The organism is Allobosea sp. RIT-PG3_2, assembly GCF_057321085.1.
In genome coordinates, this window is sequence record NZ_JBXWCA010000001.1 from 500,520 (window position 1) to 516,263 (window position 15,744).

Below are 15,744 nucleotides of genomic sequence, written 5' to 3' on the forward strand. Positions count from 1 at the left end.
ACGCGAATACCGCAGCGGGATAAATCATAGGCGCGCGCGGCGGAGCCGCGTCCTATACCGGTTCCCCTTCGGTAAGATCGAAAGCGCGGCAAGCCTGCGCCTATCCCTCATGCTCCCCCGACGACCTGAAGCCATCGAGGCAAGATGATCGCAGAATCCGACAACCTTATCATCGTCCCCCGACGACATTTCGGGCGGATCGTCGGCGCGGCGATCGTCTGCCTGGCGCTGGCCGCGATCGTGCGCGCCTTCGCGGTCGGGCAGATCGAGTGGAGCTACGTCGCCGAGTTCCTGACGGTCGAAGCCATCATGAAAGGTCTCGTCAATACGATCGTCATGGCGATCCTGGCTATGTTCCTCGGCGTCACGCTCGGCGTCGTCTTCGCGATCATGCGGTTGTCCGCCAATCCCGTGCTGTCGAAGACGGCGGTCGGCTATATCTGGTTCTTCCGGGCCGTGCCGGCGCTTCTGCAGCTGCTGCTCTGGTTCAACCTCGCTTTGGTCTTCCCGACCATCGGCATACCCGGCCTGTTCTCGTTCAAGACCGTCGAGGTGATGACGCCCTTCGTCGCGGCGCTCCTCGGCCTCGGCATCCAGCAAGGCGCTTTCACCGCGGAAGTGGTGCGCGCCGGCCTGCTCTCCGTCGACAACGGCCAATACGAAGCGGCGCAGACGCTGGGCATGACGCGCCTGAAGCTGCTGCGGCGGATCATCATGCCGCAGGCCATGCGCGTGATCGTGCCGCCCATCGGCAACGAGTTCATCGGCATGGTGAAGCTCACCTCGCTGGCGAGCGTGATCCAGTTCGCCGAGATCCTGCACAGCGCGCAGAACATCTACTACGCCAATTCGCGCGTGATCGAGCTGCTGATCGTCGCCGCGATCTGGTACGTGATCGTCGTCACCGCCCTAAGCCTGATCCAGGGTCGGATCGAGGCTTATTATGCCCGCGGCGTCGCCGCCCCGGCGCGACGCTGAGGAGTGGCGCGATGACCGACATCCTCGCTCAAGCCGCCCTCCCCAATGTCAGGACTATCGACCCCGATCATCTCGCCGCCGGCGCCCCGCTCGTCCTCGCCCAGAAGGTCGAGAAGCATTTCGGGCAGCTCAAGGTCCTGAAAGGTATCGACCTCGCCATTCCGAAGGGCGAGGTGCTGTGCATCATCGGCCCGTCAGGCTCGGGCAAGAGCACCTTCCTGCGCTGCATCAACCAGCTCGAACGCATCGATGGCGGCGCGCTCTGGGTCTCGGGCGAGCGCGTCGGCTACCACCGCGAGGGCAACAAGCTCTACGAGCTCGACGACGCCGCGATCGCCCGCCAGCGCCGCTCGATCGGCATGGTGTTCCAGCGCTTCAATCTGTTCCCGCATCTGACCGCCCTGCAGAACATCGTCGAGGGGCCGGTGCAGGTGCTCGGAGAGCCCGCAAGGGAAGCGACGGGGCGTGCGCTCGCGCTGCTCGAGCGGGTCGGGCTCTCGGACAAGCGCGACGCCTACCCCTCCCAGCTTTCCGGCGGCCAGCAGCAGCGCGTCGCCATTGCCCGATCGCTCGCCATGCGCCCGGAGCTCCTGCTCTTCGACGAGCCGACCTCTGCGCTGGATCCCGAGCTGGTCTCGGAAGTGCTGAAGGTGATGCGCGATCTCGCGGAAAGCGGGATGACCATGATCTGCGTCACGCACGAGCTCGGCTTCGCACGCGATGTCGGCCATCGCGTCGCCTTCATGGACCAGGGCCAGATCGTCGAACTCGGTGATCCACGCGCAGTGCTGGTCGATCCGAAGGAGCCGCGCACCCGCACCTTCATCAATGCCGTCAGACACTGAAGCCAAAGGGGAAAACCATGTCGAAATCCATCCTGCTCGGCCTTTCGGCCATAGCGCTCTGTGCCGCCGCCGGCCTCGCCCAGGCCCAGAGCCTGCCGGCCCGCATCCTGGAAAAGAAGGCGCTCGTCGTCGCCAACGTGCCGAACTATCCGCCGCTGGAATTCAAGGACCCCAAGACCTCGAAGCTGACCGGCCTCGACATCGATCTCGGCGAAGCGCTCGGCAAGAAGCTCGGCATCGCCGTCAAATGGGAGGAGATCAGCTTCGAGCAGATGGTTTCCGCGCTGACCACCGGCCGCGTCGACATGATCCTGTCGGGCATGAGCGATCTGCCGGGGCGGCGCGAGACGCTGGATTTCGTCGATTATCTGGCGTCGGGCGCGCAGTTCTACACCAATGCCGACCGCAAGGACGAGTTCAAGGACCTGGCCGCCCTCTGCGGCAAGAAGGTCGGGGCCAGCCGCCGCACCTCCTTCCCCAAGGAGATGGAAGGCTGGAGCAAGGAAAACTGCGAAGCGAAGGGCAAGCCCGCGCTCCAGATCGTCGGCACGGAAGGCTCGGCCGACGCGCGCACCCAGCTCCGGCAAACGCGCCTCGATGCCGCCGTGCAGGGCAGCGAGACCCTGCCCTATCTGATGAATCAGGAGCCCGGCACTTACGCCATCCTGGGGACGCCGTTCACCACCGTCTACCAGGGCCTGGCGTTCGCCAAGAAGGATACCGAACTTCGCGACGCCGTCGCCAAGGCCTTCACCGAGATGCTCGCCGACGGCAGCTATGCCGCCGTGCTGAAGAAGTGGGAGCTGGGCGACGCCAAGGTCGACAAGCTCATGATCAACAGCGAAGCCAAGAACTGACCGCCTCCGTTGTGCCCGGCACCACAGGCCGGGCATTTTCCAGCGAAAGACGAACACCCATGCTCACCGACTTCCCCCACCGCATCGCCAACCCCGCCGACCCGGCCCCGGACTATCCCTGGCCGGCCGGATACCGATGCGCGGTGTTCCCTGCCTTCGACGTCGATGCCGAGACGGCCTGGCTGCAATACGACGCCAAGAACACCGACCGCCTGGTGACGCTTTCCTTCGGCGGCTACGAGGAGCGTGTCGGCATTCCGAAGATCCTCGACCATCTCCGCTCGGTCGAGATCAAGGCGACCTTCTTTATCCCCGGCTGGGTGGTCGAGGTGCATCCTGGGATGTGCGAGGCCATCGTCAAGGACGGTCACGAGGTCGGCCATCACGGCTATTCGCACAAGCGGCCGGACCCCGACGACTTCACCGCCGACAAGGAGGAGATCGACAAGACGCTCGATATCTTCAAGCGCATCCTCGGGGTGACGCCGATCGGCTACCGCGCGCCTTCGGGCGAGAACTACGACGAGCTGCTCGGCTATCTCCGCGACAAGGGCATCGTCTATTCCTCCTCCTTCCGCGACGACATCCGCCCCTACCGCCACAAGCTTCGCGACGGCTCGAAGGGGCCCGTCGAGCTGCCGGTCAACATGTCGTTCGACGACTGGCTCTATGGCCTGTCGCAGCGCTTCTCGCCGCGCCCGATGTTCCCGAAGGAGCACGTGCTTTCGATCTGGAACGACGAGCTCGACCAGACGCGCGAATGGGGCGGGCTCGTCTCCATGGTGATGCACCCCCAGGTCTCGGGCCGGCCGATGCGGATTGGCATCATGCGCGACTTCCTGGCGCGCGCCCGCGGCTATGGCGATGTCTGGATCGCAACGGGCAAGGAGATCGCCGAGCACTTTCTCGCGCACGAAAAGAAGGCGGGCTGAGCGGCACCCCGCGACCACTTACGGGCAACCGCCGTCATTCTCGGGCTCGACCCGAGCATCTCGAACCGGGAGAGGCGCCCGAACCTCCGCGTCACAAGATGCCCGGGTCAAGCCCGGGCATGACGCCTCCCCGCCTTCCCATCGCAGCGAGACCGCGCCATGACCACCCGCATCCGCAATGCCGACATCGTCATCGCCTATGATCCGGCCGCCGACGACCATGTCTATCGACGCAATCTCGACGTCGTCTTCGACGCAAGCGGCATCCTTCATCTCGGCGAGGGCTTCGCCGGCGAGGTGGAGCGCGAGATCGACGGCAAGGGCTTCATGGTCATGCCGGGCCTGGTCGACATCCACTCCCACCCGTCGAGCGAGCCCGGCAACAAGGGCATGACCGACGAGGTCGGCACGCCGAAGCTCTACAGCTCCTCGCTCTACGAATTCCTCTGGCTGTTCCGCGCCGATGCGGAGGGCATTCCGCATCTCAACCATGTCGCCTGGTCGGAATTGCTGATGTCCGGCGTCACCACGCTGGTCGACCTCTCCTTCCCGAGCGATGGCTGGCTCGACCGCGCCGCGGCAAGCGGCCTGCGCATGGTCATGGCGTCGATGTACCGCAATGGCCGCTGGTTCACCCGCAACGGCTACACCGTCGAATACGAGCTCGACGATGCCGCTGGCCGCAAGGCGATGGAGGAGGCCTTCAAGGTCATCGACGCCGCCCTCGCCCATGAGTCCGGGCGACTCTCCGGCCTCGCCTGCCCGGCCCAGATCGACACCTGCACGGAAGAGCTGTTCCGCGCCTCGATCGCCGCCGCCGCCGAGCGGAACATTCCGATCCAGACCCATGCGGGGCAGTCGATCAGCGAGTTCCACGAGATGGTCCGCCGCAGCGGGCTCTCGCCTATCCAGTGGCTCGACAGCATCGGATTCCTCGCGCCCAACGCCTCTATCGCCCATGCCATCTTCCTCGACGACCATCCCTGGGTGCGCTGGCCGACCCGCACCGATCTGACGCGCCTCGCCGAGACCGGCACCTCGGTGGCCCATTGCCCGACCGTCTTCGGCCGGCGCGGTTTCACGCTGCGCGACCTCGGCCGCTATCTGAAGGCCGGGGTCAATATCGGCATCGGCACCGACAGCTTCCCGCACAACATGCTGGAGGAACTGCGCCATGCCGGCGTCTATGCCCGCATCACCGGCGAAAGCCATGCGGTGGTGACGACGGGACAGGTCTTCCGCGCTGCGACGCTGGGCGGGGCGAAGCTGCTCGGGCGGGACGATATCGGCCGGCTGGCGACGGGCGCCCAGGCAGACCTCGTCATGGTCGACCTGACCCACCCGATGATGCGCCCGACCCGCGACCCGCTGAAGAGCCTCGTCAACGCCGCAGCCGACCGCGCCGTCGCCCATGTCTTCGTGCAGGGCAAGCAGATCGTCGCCGACGGCAAGGTCGTGACCATGGACTACCCGGCGGCCTCCGAAGGGCTCGAAGCCGCGCAGCGGCGCGCGCTCGCCAAGGCCTCCTCGCTCGACTGGGCTGGGCGCTCCGTCGACGAGCTTGCTCCGCCGAGCCTGCGCTGGGCCTGAAGCTGGCATATGATTTGCTGACCGAATAGAGTGGGGTCACTCTATTCGGAGCGGGCATATGAACCTTCGCCAGATCGAGCTTCTGCGCGCCGTCGTCCGCTGCGAGACGACGGTTCGCGCGGCGCATGAACTCGGCCTGTCGCAGCCGGCGGTCAGCAACGCGATCAAGCATCTCGAAAGCCAGGTCGGCTTCCCGCTGTTCGAGCGCGTCAACAACCGGCTGTTCCCGACGGCCGAAGCACGCATGCTCTACAAGGATTCGGACCCGATCTTCAGCCTGCATGCCGCCTTCGAGGCAAAGCTGCAGGACATCAAGGAGAACCGCGCCGGCCATATCCGCATCATCGCCACGCCGCCGCTGGGCTATGGCGTCATCCCGTCGGCGCTGCGCAACTACCTCGCCAAGCGCCCGAAGGTCCGGGTTTCCTTCGATGTCCGGCGCTTCGAGAACGTCGTCGAGAGCGTCGAGAACGGCACGGCGGAGCTCGGCTTCGTCATGGGCCTGGACGATGATCGGGGGCTCGATTCCGAGACGTTCTTCGCCGGGAACATGGTGTGCGTCATGCGCCCCGACCATCCCCTGGCCGCGAAGCCGGCGATCACCCCGGAGGACCTGCGCGACGTGCCCTACATCGCCCTCGAACAGGGCACCCGCATGGGCACGATCGTCCGCAAGGCCTTTGCCCAGGCCGACGTGCCGTTCAAGTTTTCCGTCGAGGTCCGCTATTGCAACACGGCCTGCGTTCTCGCGGAAAGCGGCGTCGGCGTCGCCGTCGTCGACCCCCTCTCCCCGGTCTTCTGTGGACATTACGAGCTGGCGATCCGCCCCTTCGTTCCGGCCTCCGAAGTGATCGCCTCGGCCGTCCGCTCGCGCAAGCGCCCGATCTCGCGCGCCGCCGAGGCCTTTCTGCGCGAAGTCAGGCTGGTTGCCGCCGAAACGGCCGCCAAACTCGGCCAGGGCTGAGTGCTCCCGCGGTATTCAACACGCAAATGTCACCCCGAAATTCCGCATAGGCGACGCCATTGTACGGCCGCGCAGGCTGGCCCAAGGTTTCAGGGCCGGCTGCCGGCAGCGACATCGGTCCACCGCGGATCATCGATCCCGGCCGGACGCAGGCTCAACCGACCGGATCGACGACGACCATGACCGCAACCGTCCAGACGCCCCGCGCCGACACGGCGATCGCCGAGGCCGTCGCCGCCCAGCGCGACTGGGTGAAGACCCTCTTCGACCGACTGGCGGCCGGCAGCCGTGACGAGCCCGGCATCACGCGCGACACCTATGGCGCGGGCGAGGATTTCGGCCACCGGCTGCTGGCAGAGCACGGCAAGGACCGCGGGCTCGTCGTCTCGCATGACTTCGCTGCCAACAGCTATGTCACATTGCCGGGCCGCGACGCCGCCTCCCCGCGCATCCTGATGGGCTCGCATCTCGACAGCGTGCCGCATGGCGGCAATTTCGACGGGGCGGCAGGCGTCATCGCCGGGCTCGTCGTCATCGAGACCCTCCGCGCGCTCGGCATCCAGCCGCGCTGCGACGTCACCGCGATGGGTGTGCGGGCCGAGGAGAGCGTCTGGTTCCAGGTCTCCTATATCGGCAGCCGCTCGGCGCTCGGGACCCTGCCGGACGGCGCGCTGGAGGCACGGCGCATCGATGACGGCCGCGTGCTCGCGGCGAGCATCGACGCCAGCGGCGGCGATTCCGCAGCGATCCGCCGGCGCCAGCGCCATCTCGATCCGGCTGCGATCCGGGCCTTCCTCGAAGTCCATATCGAACAGGCGCCGAGCCTGGTCGAATCCGGCCTGCCGGTCGCGATCTGCACCGGCGTGCCCGGCAATTTCCGCTACCCGGATGCGCGCATCGTCGGGCGGCACGACCATGTGGGCACGCCGCGCCGCTTCCGCCGCGACGCCGCCATGGCCGGCGCGGAATTCGCCGTGATGCTCGACCGGCTCTGGCAGGAAGAGGAAGAGGCGGGCTTCCAGATGGCCGTCACGCTCGGCCGCTTCCACACCGACCCCGCCGTTCATGGCCTGACCACGGTTCCCGGCAGCTTCGCCTTCAGCCTCGACGTGCGCGCCTATGACCCCGCCGTGCTGGAGCGTGTCGAGGCGAGGATGCTGGCGGCTGTCCGCGAGATCGAGGCGCGCCGGCGCGTGACCTTCGAACTCGGCGCGCGCGCCAGCGCCGCCGTCGGGCCGGTCGACCCCGCCATCGTCTCCGGGCTCGAGGCGGCGGCGGCGCGCCAGCGTATCGCGACGATGCCGCTCGGCAGCCCGGCCTCCCATGATTCGGCCGCCTTCGCCGCGGCCGGCGTGCCCATCGCCATGCTGTTCGTGCGCAACGAGCATGGCAGCCACAATCCGCAGGAGGCGATGGAGATCGACGACTTCCTCGCCGCCTGCACGATCCTGGCCGATTGGGTGGCGAGAGAGGTCGCCTGAAACGGCGAGCGGTGCCATGTTGAAACCTGGACCATGCAGCTTTTGATCGGAAACGCGGGTCATCCCGGCCGGAGCGAGGCGAACAGCCGGGATCCATGCCTCAGCCTCCATCGGAAGGGCTCAGGGATGGATCCCGGGCCAAGCCCGGGATGACTGCGTGGTTTGATGCAAAATCAGCAGGTTCCGAGTCATTCTTTTCAGGACTTCGCCCATGAGCCGCCGCCCCCGCATTTTCGTCATCAACCCCAATTCGAACGAAGCGGTCACGGAAGGGCTGCGGCAGGCGCTTGTGCCGCTCACCTTCGCGGAGGGGCCGGAGATCGTCTGCGAGACGCTCAGAGAGGGTCCTGCCGGCATCGAGACGCAAGAGCATGTCGAGAGCGTCACCCTGCCCCTGCGCCGCCGGATCGAAGCCGCCAACGACGTCGATGCCTTCGTCATCGCCTGCTATTCCGATCCCGGTCTTCACGTCGCGCGCGAGGGCACGGCGAGCCCGGTCTTCGGCATCGCGGAATGCGGCGTGCTGACGGCGCTGACGCGGGCGGACCGCTTCGGCGTCATCGCGATCAAGTCGCGCTCCATCCCGCGCCACATCCGCTATCTCAGGCAGATCGGACAGATGGACCGGCTGGCGGGCGAACGACCGCTCGAAATGTCGGTCGCGGAAAGCGCCTCGGGCGAAGGCACGCTGCAGCGCATGATCGCGATCGGGCGCGAGCTTCGGGACGAGGACGGCGCCGGCACCATCGTCATGGGCTGCGCCGGCATGGCGCGCCACCGCAGGCCGCTGGAGGATGCGCTGGGCATCCCCGTCATCGACCCGACCCAGGCCGCGGTCGCGATGGCGATCGGCGCGATTATGCTGCGTTGGAGAAGGGCCTGCCCACGAAACCTCATCCTGAGAATCAGCTGCGAAATGCGTCTCGAAGGATGTTTCAGGAGGCTCCGGGACCATCTCGACCATCCTTCGGGACGCCGCTACACGGCTCCTCGGGACGAGAGCTCGACAAGGATCAAACTGGCCGTGGAATGCGAGAGGCAAGCAGCATGACGACAACCTATGATCTGGTCATTCGGGGCGGCACTGTCGGCTCCGCGACCGGCAGCTTCCGGGCCGATGTCGCGGTCAAGGACGGCAAGATCGCCGCGCTGGGCCTCGGCCTCGCGCAATGCGCCCGCGAGATCGACGCCAGCGACAGGCTCGTCCTGCCGGGCGGCATCGACACCCACGCCCATGTCGAGCAGGTCTCGGCCGGCGGGCTGCTCAACGCCGACACCTTCGAAAGCGCAACGGCCTCGGCGGCCTTCGGCGGCAACACCACGCTGATCTCCTTCGCCGCCCAGCATCGCGGCCTCGATCTCAGGCAGGTCGTCGACGACTATGCGGCGCTCGCCCGGCGCGGCGCGCTGATCGACTACGCCTTCCACCTCATCGTCGCCAATCCCGACCGCAAGACGATCGAGCAGGATCTGCCGGCGCTGATCGGCGAGGGCCACGCCTCGATCAAGGTCTTCATGACCTACGACCTGATCAAGGTCGACGACGAGCCCCTGCTCGACCTGCTGCTGACGGCCCGGCAGAACCGGGCGCTGATCTGCGTCCACGCCGAGAACCACGGCATGATCTCCTGGATGGGCAGGAAGCTGGTCGAGAAGGGCTATGTCGCGCCGAAATATCACGCGATCAGCCATCCGCGCGGCTCGGAGGCCGAAGCCTTCAACCGGCTGATCACGGCGGCCGAGCTGCTCGACCAGCCGATCATGATCTTCCACGTCTCGACCGCCGAGGGCGCGCAGGCGATCCGCGCAGCGCGTGGACGCGGGCTCAAGGTGTTCGCCGAGACCTGCCCCCAATATCTCTTCCTCACCCGGCACGATCTCGACAAGCCCGGGCTGGAAGGCGCGAAGTGGATGTGCTCGCCGCCGCCGCGCGAGGTGGCGGACCAAGAGGCGCTCTGGCAGGCTCTGGCGCTCGGCGACATCCAGACGGTCTCGTCCGACCATGCGCCCTACCGCTTCGACGAGACCGGCAAGCTCTCGGCCGGCCCGAATCCGACCTTCAAGCAGATCGCCAACGGCCTGCCGGGGCTGGAGACACGGCTGCCGCTGCTCTTCGATGCGCTGGTCTCGAAAGGCCGGCCTGAGTTCGCCGGGCGGGGGCTGGAGGCCTTCGTCGAGCTGACCGCGACCGCGCCCGCCGCGATCTACAACCTGCCGGGCAAGGGCGCGCTCCTGCCGGGCTATGACGCCGACATCGCGATCTGGGATCCGCAGAAGACGGTCACGATCACCGACGCGGCGATGCATGACCTGACCGGCTTCACGCCCTTCGCTGGCCGCAGCGTCACGGGCTGGCCGGAACGTGTCCTCGTCCGGGGCGAGGACATCGTGGCCGATGGCGCGCTGCGGGCCAATCCGGGCTCCGGGCGCTGGCTGAGCCGAAAAGGCGGCCCCGCAGCCGCCCCGGCGGGCAGGCTTGTCGCGGATATCGACCCCGAGCGGAATTTCGGCGCAGTCTTGCTCGATTGAGAAGGAACCCAGCGCCCCGGCCGTCCGGCGGCGCTGTCACCACGCAGGCGATAAAGCCTTACGGCGTGTACCCCGGTCTGCGCGCGCCAGCGATTTCAATGATGCCGCGGATATCGAGCCGAGACCGATCCACACCCGGCAGACGACCCTAGAGCCTGCTGCGTTTTCGTCGAAACGCGGGTCATCCCGGACGGAGCGAAGCGGAGATCCGGGATCCATGCCTGAACCTCATCCAGGCAGGCTCTGGCATGGATCCCGGGTCAAGCCCGGGATGACTGCGTGGTTCTATGAAAAGTAGCGCGCTCGAGGTCGGGGTGTTGGCGCAAGCCAGCGCGAAAGCCAGGCAAATTTCCGCAGGACAAACCGGGGGCGGATATTGTAACGGCCTCACTTGAAAAAGTGTAGCGGCCGAGGGGAGAAGAGCTCTAAGCCCTTGAAGTATATGGCGCGGGCGACGGGGCTCGAACCCGCGACCTCCGGCGTGACAGGCCGGCACTCTAACCAACTGAGCTACGCCCGCGCAGGGCGGCTGAGGCATTCGCCGCCAGCGACGTGGTGAGTATTGCCCCCGGCCGGAAGTGTCAAGCGCGTGATGCCGGCAAATTTGCCTCTGGGGAAAAATCCCCTTCGCCGGCACTCAGGGCTCGGGGACACTGCCATCATTCGCAGGCGATGCGAGGCAGGGATCGAGCAGGACATGGCGGCGGTCCTGGCGGTTATATCCGCCCCGCAGGATGGCCTTGTCGCCCAGTTTGAGGTGGTTGGCGCTGTAGGTCACGCAGAGCACGCGCACGCCCGGCTCCGCGCAGATGGCGACATACCAAAGCGCGCCGTCCGTCCGAACCAGACTGACCTCGCCCGCGATTGCCATGTCTACCCGCGAATCGGCCGGCACCGAGTCGGGCAGCTGCCCGGCGATGTCCTCGCAGCTCGCCGGCTTGCCCGGCTGCTCGGGATGCGAGAAGGCCGGGCGACCGGCGAAGAACGCATCCGGCAGCAGCGATTGCGGGAAGGCAGGCTGCACGCCCAGCATGACGGAAAAGCCGGCGACGGCCGAGAGGCGGCGGCGGACATTCAAGCGGCTCAGGAATGGCGTATTCACACGCGCCAGCCTGCCGATGAAGATGGCGGAATTCCGCCCGTGCGCGTGGATTCGTGAGGGGCGCCGGCCGAGAGCGCTTGCGATGCCGCTCCCGAAGCCTTAAACGCAAGCGCCCGGGGGCGGTTAGCTCAGTTGGTAGAGCATCTCGTTTACACCGAGAGGGTCGGCGGTTCGAGCCCGTCACCGCCCACCATCATTTCTCCCGGTATTCCCTTCTCCAGGACGCTGGCCCGTTGGGCAGCATGACCTGCGCGGTTCTGCCCCTACCGCTGCCCTGCGCCCAAAAGAAAACCGCCGGCGCTTGCGCACCGGCGGCTCTCATGTCTCTCGCGAGAGGTCAGTGGGCGACGACGCCCGCTGCCTCGTCGTCCGCACTCGGAGCGGGCACGGCCTTGAGATCCTCTTCCCAGACGATCGGAACCGGCTGGCGGGTCAGCGCATGCTTCAGCACCTGCTCCATGCGCGAGACCGGGACGATCTCCATGCCGTCCTTCACCGACTTGGGAAGGTCGATCAGGTCCTTGGCGTTCTCCTCCGGGATCAGCACCTTCTTGATGCCGCCCCGCAGCGCCGCCAGGAGCTTCTCCTTCAAGCCGCCGATCGGCAGCACCCTGCCCCGCAGCGTGACCTCGCCGGTCATGGCGACGTCGCGGTTGGTCGGGATGCCCGTCAGGATCGAGACGATGGCGGTGGCCATCGCGATGCCTGCCGAAGGACCGTCCTTCGGGGTCGCCCCTTCGGGAACGTGGACGTGGATGTCACGCCGGTCGAAGAGCGGAGGCTCGATGCCGAAATCGACGGCCCGCGAGCGGACATAGGACGCCGCCGCCGAGATCGATTCCTTCATCACGTCCCGGAGGTTGCCGGTGACGGTCATGCGACCCTTGCCGGGCACCATGACGCCCTCGATCGTCAGCAACTCGCCGCCGACCTCGGTCCAGGCCAGACCGGTGACGACACCGACCTGATCCTCCGTCTCCGCCATGCCGTAGCGATAGCGCGGCGGGCCGAGATATTCCTCGAGCAGCGTCTCGTCGACGACGACCTTTTGCTTCTTGCCGAGCACGATGTCCTTCACGCCCTTGCGGACCGTGTTGGAGATCTCGCGCTCGAGGTTACGGACACCGGCCTCGCGGGTGTAACGCCGCACCAGGGTCTGCAGAGCCTCGTCGGTGACCGACCACTCCTTGCCGGACAGCCCGTGCTTCTTGATCGCATTCGCGATCAGGTGCTTGCGCGCGATCTCGGTCTTCTCTTCCTCGGTGTAGCCGGCGATGCGGATCACCTCCATCCGGTCCAGCAGGGCCGGCGGGATGTTCAGCGTGTTCGCCGTCGTGACGAACATCACGTTCGACAGGTCGTAATCGACCTCGAGGTAATGGTCGTTGAAGGTCGAGTTCTGCTCGGGGTCGAGCACCTCCAGCAGGGCGGCCGAGGGATCGCCGCGGAAGTCCTGGCCCATCTTGTCGATCTCGTCGAGCAGGATGAGCGGGTTCGAGGTCTTGGCCTTCTTCATCGACTGGATGATCTTGCCGGGCATCGAGCCGATATAGGTGCGGCGGTGACCGCGGATCTCGGCCTCGTCACGCACGCCGCCGAGCGACATGCGCACGAACTCGCGCCCGGTCGCCTTGGCGATCGACTTGCCGAGCGAGGTCTTGCCGACGCCCGGAGGGCCGACGAGGCACAGGATCGGACCTGCGAGCTTGTTGGTGCGCTGCTGCACGGCGAGGTACTCGACGATGCGGTCCTTGACCTTGTCGAGGCCGAAGTGATCGTCATCCAGCACCAGCTGAGCGGCGTTGAGGTCCTTCTTGATCTTCGAGCGCTTGCCCCACGGGATGCCGAGCATCCAGTCGAGATAGTTGCGCACGACGGTCGCCTCGGCCGACATCGGCGACATCTGGCGCAGCTTCTTCAGCTCCGCCGTCGCCTTATCGCGGGCTTCCTTGGTCAGCTTGGTGCGGGCGATGCGCTCTTCCAGCTCGGCCAGCTCGTCACGGCCTTCCTCGCCGTCGCCCAGCTCCTTCTGGATCGCCTTCATCTGCTCGTTGAGATAGTACTCGCGCTGGGTCTTCTCCATCTGGCGCTTGACGCGCGAGCGGATGCGCTTCTCGACCTGAAGCACTGACATCTCGCTCTCCATGAGCGACAGGACCTTCTCCAGACGATGGGCAACGTTGGTGATCTCCAGCACGCCCTGACGATCGGCGATCTTGACCGCCAGATGCGAGGCCACGGTGTCGGCGAGCTTGGTCGGCTCGTCGATCTGCGAGACCGCAGCGACGATCTCGCCCGAGATCTTCTTGTTGAGCTTCACATAGCTCTCGAACTCGCTGACGACCGAACGGCCCAGCGCCTCGACCTCGACCTTCTTGCCCTCTTCCTCGGCAAGGCCGGTAGCCTCCGCCTCATAGAAGGATTCGGCGGCCGAGTAGGAAAGCGCCTTCGCGCGGCCGACGCCCTCGACCAGCACCTTGACGGTGGAGTCGGGCAGCTTGAGCAGCTGGAGCACGCGGGCGAGCGTGCCGATTTCGTAGATGTCCGTGGTCTGCGGGTCATCGTCGCCGGCGTTCTTCTGGGTCGCCAGCAGGATGAGCCCGTCCGTCTTCACCACCTCCTCGAGCGCGCGGATCGACTTCTCGCGGCCCACGAAAAGCGGGACGATCATATGCGGGAAGACGACGATGTCGCGCAGCGGCAGAACCGGGTAGGTGCCGGTCTCGCCTGGGACGAAGGGAGCGCGTGGCGTCGAGCCAGTCATGGCAGTTCCTTTGCAGTTGCGCCCGGCGGACCCCCAAGATGGGCGGAGCGATCGGACGTGTGCGGAGGGACGCGACCATTCGCTCCTCCGCCCTCGCGCATCGCACCCTCTTAGGCATGCGACTCTCGCAAGTGCACCTAAAGTGGAGACTTCCTCGCCGGCTTTCAAGCGAGGTATCCAGGCCATGCACCGCTGTCCTGCAACGGGCGAAGGGCGGATACCGCAACCTGTGGCGGTTCGGTCTCGTGTCGAGCTGCCGCGATGCAGCACCGCGCCAGCCCATGTCTATCAAACGCAAAACGCGCGCCAAAGGCGCGCGTTGCGTTGTCGCAGGGCCACGAAGGATTAGGCCGAGGCGGTTTTGGTCTCGTCCTCGCGCTCGGCGTAGATGAACAGCGGCCGGGCCTTGTTCTCCACGGCCTCGGGGCCGATCACCACCTGTTCGACGCCTTCCAGCCCCGGCAGCTCGTACATGGTCTCGAGCAGGATGCCCTCCATGATCGAGCGCAGGCCGCGCGCGCCAGTCTTCCGCTCGATCGCCTTGCGGGCGATCAGGCTGACGGCCTCGTCGGTGAAGGTCAGCTGGGTGTCCTCCATCTCGAACAGGCGCTGATACTGCTTGACCAGCGCGTTCTTCGGCTCGGTCAGGATGGTCTTCAGCGCCGGCTCGTCGAGATCCTCCAGCGTCGCCAGAACGGGCAGACGGCCGACGAATTCCGGGATCAGGCCGAACTTCAGCAGATCCTCGGGCTCGACCTCGCGGAAGATCGCGCCGGTGCGGCGATCATCCGGCGACTGGACTTTGGCGCCGAAGCCGATCGAGGTGCCCTTGCCGCGGCTCGAGATGATCTTGTCGAGACCGGCGAAGGCGCCACCGCAGATGAAGAGGATGTTGGTGGTGTCGACCTGCAGGAATTCCTGCTGCGGATGCTTGCGCCCGCCCTGCGGCGGCACGGAGGCGACGGTGCCTTCCATGATCTTCAGCAGAGCCTGCTGGACGCCCTCGCCCGACACGTCGCGGGTGATCGATGGGTTGTCCGACTTGCGGCTGATCTTGTCGATCTCGTCGATATAGACGATGCCGCGCTGCGCCCGCTCGACATTGTAGTCGGAGGCCTGCAGCAGCTTGAGGATGATGTTCTCGACGTCCTCACCGACATAGCCCGCCTCGGTCAGCGTCGTCGCATCGGCCATGGTGAAGGGCACGTCGAGGATGCGGGCGAGCGTCTGCGCGAGCAGCGTCTTGCCCGAGCCGGTCGGCCCGATCAGCAGGATGTTCGACTTCGCGAGCTCGACGTCGTTGTGCTTCGTCGCGTGCGAGAGGCGCTTGTAGTGGTTGTGAACCGCCACGGAGAGCACCTTCTTGGCGTGCTCCTGGCCGATGACGTAGTCGTCCAGAACCTTCCGGATCTCCTTGGGAGTCGGCACGCCGTCCTTCGACTTCACCAGCGCGGATTTCGATTCCTCGCGGATGATGTCCATGCAGAGCTCGACGCATTCATCGCAGATGAACACGGTCGGGCCCGCGATGAGCTTGCGGACCTCGTGTTGGCTCTTGCCGCAGAAAGAGCAGTACAGCGTGCTCTTCGAGTCGCCGCCGGGCTTATTAGCCATTTTCCATCTCCAGTTCCGGAGACCGGGACAACACCAGCCTAGGCCGATGCAACCGTCGTCTCTCCGTCATAAATTAAGCGCCCAGATC

11 protein-coding genes, 2 tRNA genes and 1 pseudogene are annotated in these 15,744 nt (G+C 66.2%); 10 read left to right on the plus strand and 4 right to left on the minus strand.

Translation table 11 applies throughout. The features are described 5' to 3' along the window. Positions 1–144: 144 nt before the first annotated feature. From AC2FAN_RS02170 to hydA, 9 genes and pseudogenes are all read left to right on the plus strand, one after another. Entirely contained in the window at positions 145–978 is an 834-nt protein-coding gene (locus AC2FAN_RS02170) for an amino acid ABC transporter permease (protein WP_485172552.1), read from the plus strand. Between the two features lie 11 nt (positions 979–989). After that, the gene (locus AC2FAN_RS02175; RefSeq protein WP_485172553.1) at positions 990–1,823 is read left to right on the plus strand and encodes an amino acid ABC transporter ATP-binding protein; all 834 of its coding nucleotides are present in this window, start codon (positions 990–992) and stop codon (positions 1,821–1,823) included. 17 nt (positions 1,824–1,840) lie between these two features. Further along, positions 1,841–2,680 (plus strand): ABC transporter substrate-binding protein, encoded by an 840-nt coding sequence (locus AC2FAN_RS02180; protein WP_485172554.1) that lies wholly within the window; start codon positions 1,841–1,843, stop codon positions 2,678–2,680. A 59-nt stretch (positions 2,681–2,739) separates the two neighbouring features. After that, positions 2,740–3,612 carry a polysaccharide deacetylase family protein gene (locus tag AC2FAN_RS02185; RefSeq protein WP_485172555.1) on the plus strand — a complete coding sequence of 291 codons (873 nt, stop codon included), beginning with the start codon at positions 2,740–2,742 and terminating at the stop codon, positions 3,610–3,612. A 159-nt stretch (positions 3,613–3,771) separates the two neighbouring features. Next, a complete protein-coding gene (locus AC2FAN_RS02190) occupies positions 3,772–5,202 on the plus strand; it encodes an amidohydrolase family protein (RefSeq protein ID WP_485172556.1) in 1,431 nt (476 codons plus the stop codon). 58 nt (positions 5,203–5,260) lie between these two features. After that, complete coding sequence (locus AC2FAN_RS02195; protein WP_485172557.1) at positions 5,261–6,166, plus strand: LysR family transcriptional regulator; 906 nt, start codon at positions 5,261–5,263, stop codon at positions 6,164–6,166. A 179-nt stretch (positions 6,167–6,345) separates the two neighbouring features. Continuing rightward, positions 6,346–7,647, plus strand: coding sequence for a hydantoinase/carbamoylase family amidase (locus AC2FAN_RS02200; protein WP_485172558.1), 1,302 nt, complete (start codon positions 6,346–6,348; stop codon positions 7,645–7,647). A gap of 211 nt (positions 7,648–7,858) precedes the next feature. Continuing rightward, positions 7,859–8,506: pseudogene (locus AC2FAN_RS02205) on the plus strand (aspartate/glutamate racemase family protein); the annotation flags it as partial. 188 nt (positions 8,507–8,694) lie between these two features. Continuing rightward, a complete protein-coding gene (gene hydA, locus AC2FAN_RS02210) occupies positions 8,695–10,176 on the plus strand; it encodes a dihydropyrimidinase (protein ID WP_485172559.1) in 1,482 nt (493 codons plus the stop codon). A gap of 443 nt (positions 10,177–10,619) precedes the next feature. On the opposite strand, the gene AC2FAN_RS02215 is transcribed toward hydA, so the two are convergent. Both AC2FAN_RS02215 and AC2FAN_RS02220 read right to left on the minus strand, forming a co-directional pair. Next, positions 10,620–10,696 (minus strand) — tRNA-Asp (locus tag AC2FAN_RS02215). Between the two features lie 117 nt (positions 10,697–10,813). Next, positions 10,814–11,209 (minus strand): hypothetical protein, encoded by a 396-nt coding sequence (locus AC2FAN_RS02220; RefSeq protein WP_485172560.1) that lies wholly within the window; start codon positions 11,207–11,209, stop codon positions 10,814–10,816. 186 nt (positions 11,210–11,395) lie between these two features. Here AC2FAN_RS02220 and AC2FAN_RS02225 point away from each other — a divergent pair. Continuing rightward, a tRNA-Val gene (locus tag AC2FAN_RS02225) sits at positions 11,396–11,471 on the plus strand. 144 nt (positions 11,472–11,615) lie between these two features. Here AC2FAN_RS02225 and lon read toward each other — a convergent pair. Both lon and clpX read right to left on the minus strand, forming a co-directional pair. Beyond that, complete coding sequence (lon, locus tag AC2FAN_RS02230; protein ID WP_265053083.1) at positions 11,616–14,042, minus strand: endopeptidase La; 2,427 nt, start codon at positions 14,040–14,042, stop codon at positions 11,616–11,618. 345 nt (positions 14,043–14,387) lie between these two features. Further along, entirely contained in the window at positions 14,388–15,656 is a 1,269-nt protein-coding gene (gene clpX, locus AC2FAN_RS02235) for an ATP-dependent Clp protease ATP-binding subunit ClpX (RefSeq protein WP_265053082.1), read from the minus strand. Positions 15,657–15,744: the final 88 nt, after the last annotated feature.

Coding starts and splice junctions, on each gene's coding strand:
- AC2FAN_RS02170 (WP_485172552.1), top strand. CDS start 145: ATGATCGCAGAATCCGACAACCTTATCATCGTCCCCCGACGACATTTC.
- AC2FAN_RS02175 (WP_485172553.1), top strand. CDS start 990: ATGACCGACATCCTCGCTCAAGCCGCCCTCCCCAATGTCAGGACTATC.
- AC2FAN_RS02180 (WP_485172554.1), top strand. CDS start 1,841: ATGTCGAAATCCATCCTGCTCGGCCTTTCGGCCATAGCGCTCTGTGCC.
- AC2FAN_RS02185 (WP_485172555.1), top strand. CDS start 2,740: ATGCTCACCGACTTCCCCCACCGCATCGCCAACCCCGCCGACCCGGCC.
- AC2FAN_RS02190 (WP_485172556.1), top strand. CDS start 3,772: ATGACCACCCGCATCCGCAATGCCGACATCGTCATCGCCTATGATCCG.
- AC2FAN_RS02195 (WP_485172557.1), top strand. CDS start 5,261: ATGAACCTTCGCCAGATCGAGCTTCTGCGCGCCGTCGTCCGCTGCGAG.
- AC2FAN_RS02200 (WP_485172558.1), top strand. CDS start 6,346: ATGACCGCAACCGTCCAGACGCCCCGCGCCGACACGGCGATCGCCGAG.
- hydA (WP_485172559.1), top strand. CDS start 8,695: ATGACGACAACCTATGATCTGGTCATTCGGGGCGGCACTGTCGGCTCC.
- AC2FAN_RS02220 (WP_485172560.1), bottom strand. CDS start 11,209: ATGCTGGGCGTGCAGCCTGCCTTCCCGCAATCGCTGCTGCCGGATGCG.
- lon (WP_265053083.1), bottom strand. CDS start 14,042: ATGACTGGCTCGACGCCACGCGCTCCCTTCGTCCCAGGCGAGACCGGC.
- clpX (WP_265053082.1), bottom strand. CDS start 15,656: ATGGCTAATAAGCCCGGCGGCGACTCGAAGAGCACGCTGTACTGCTCT.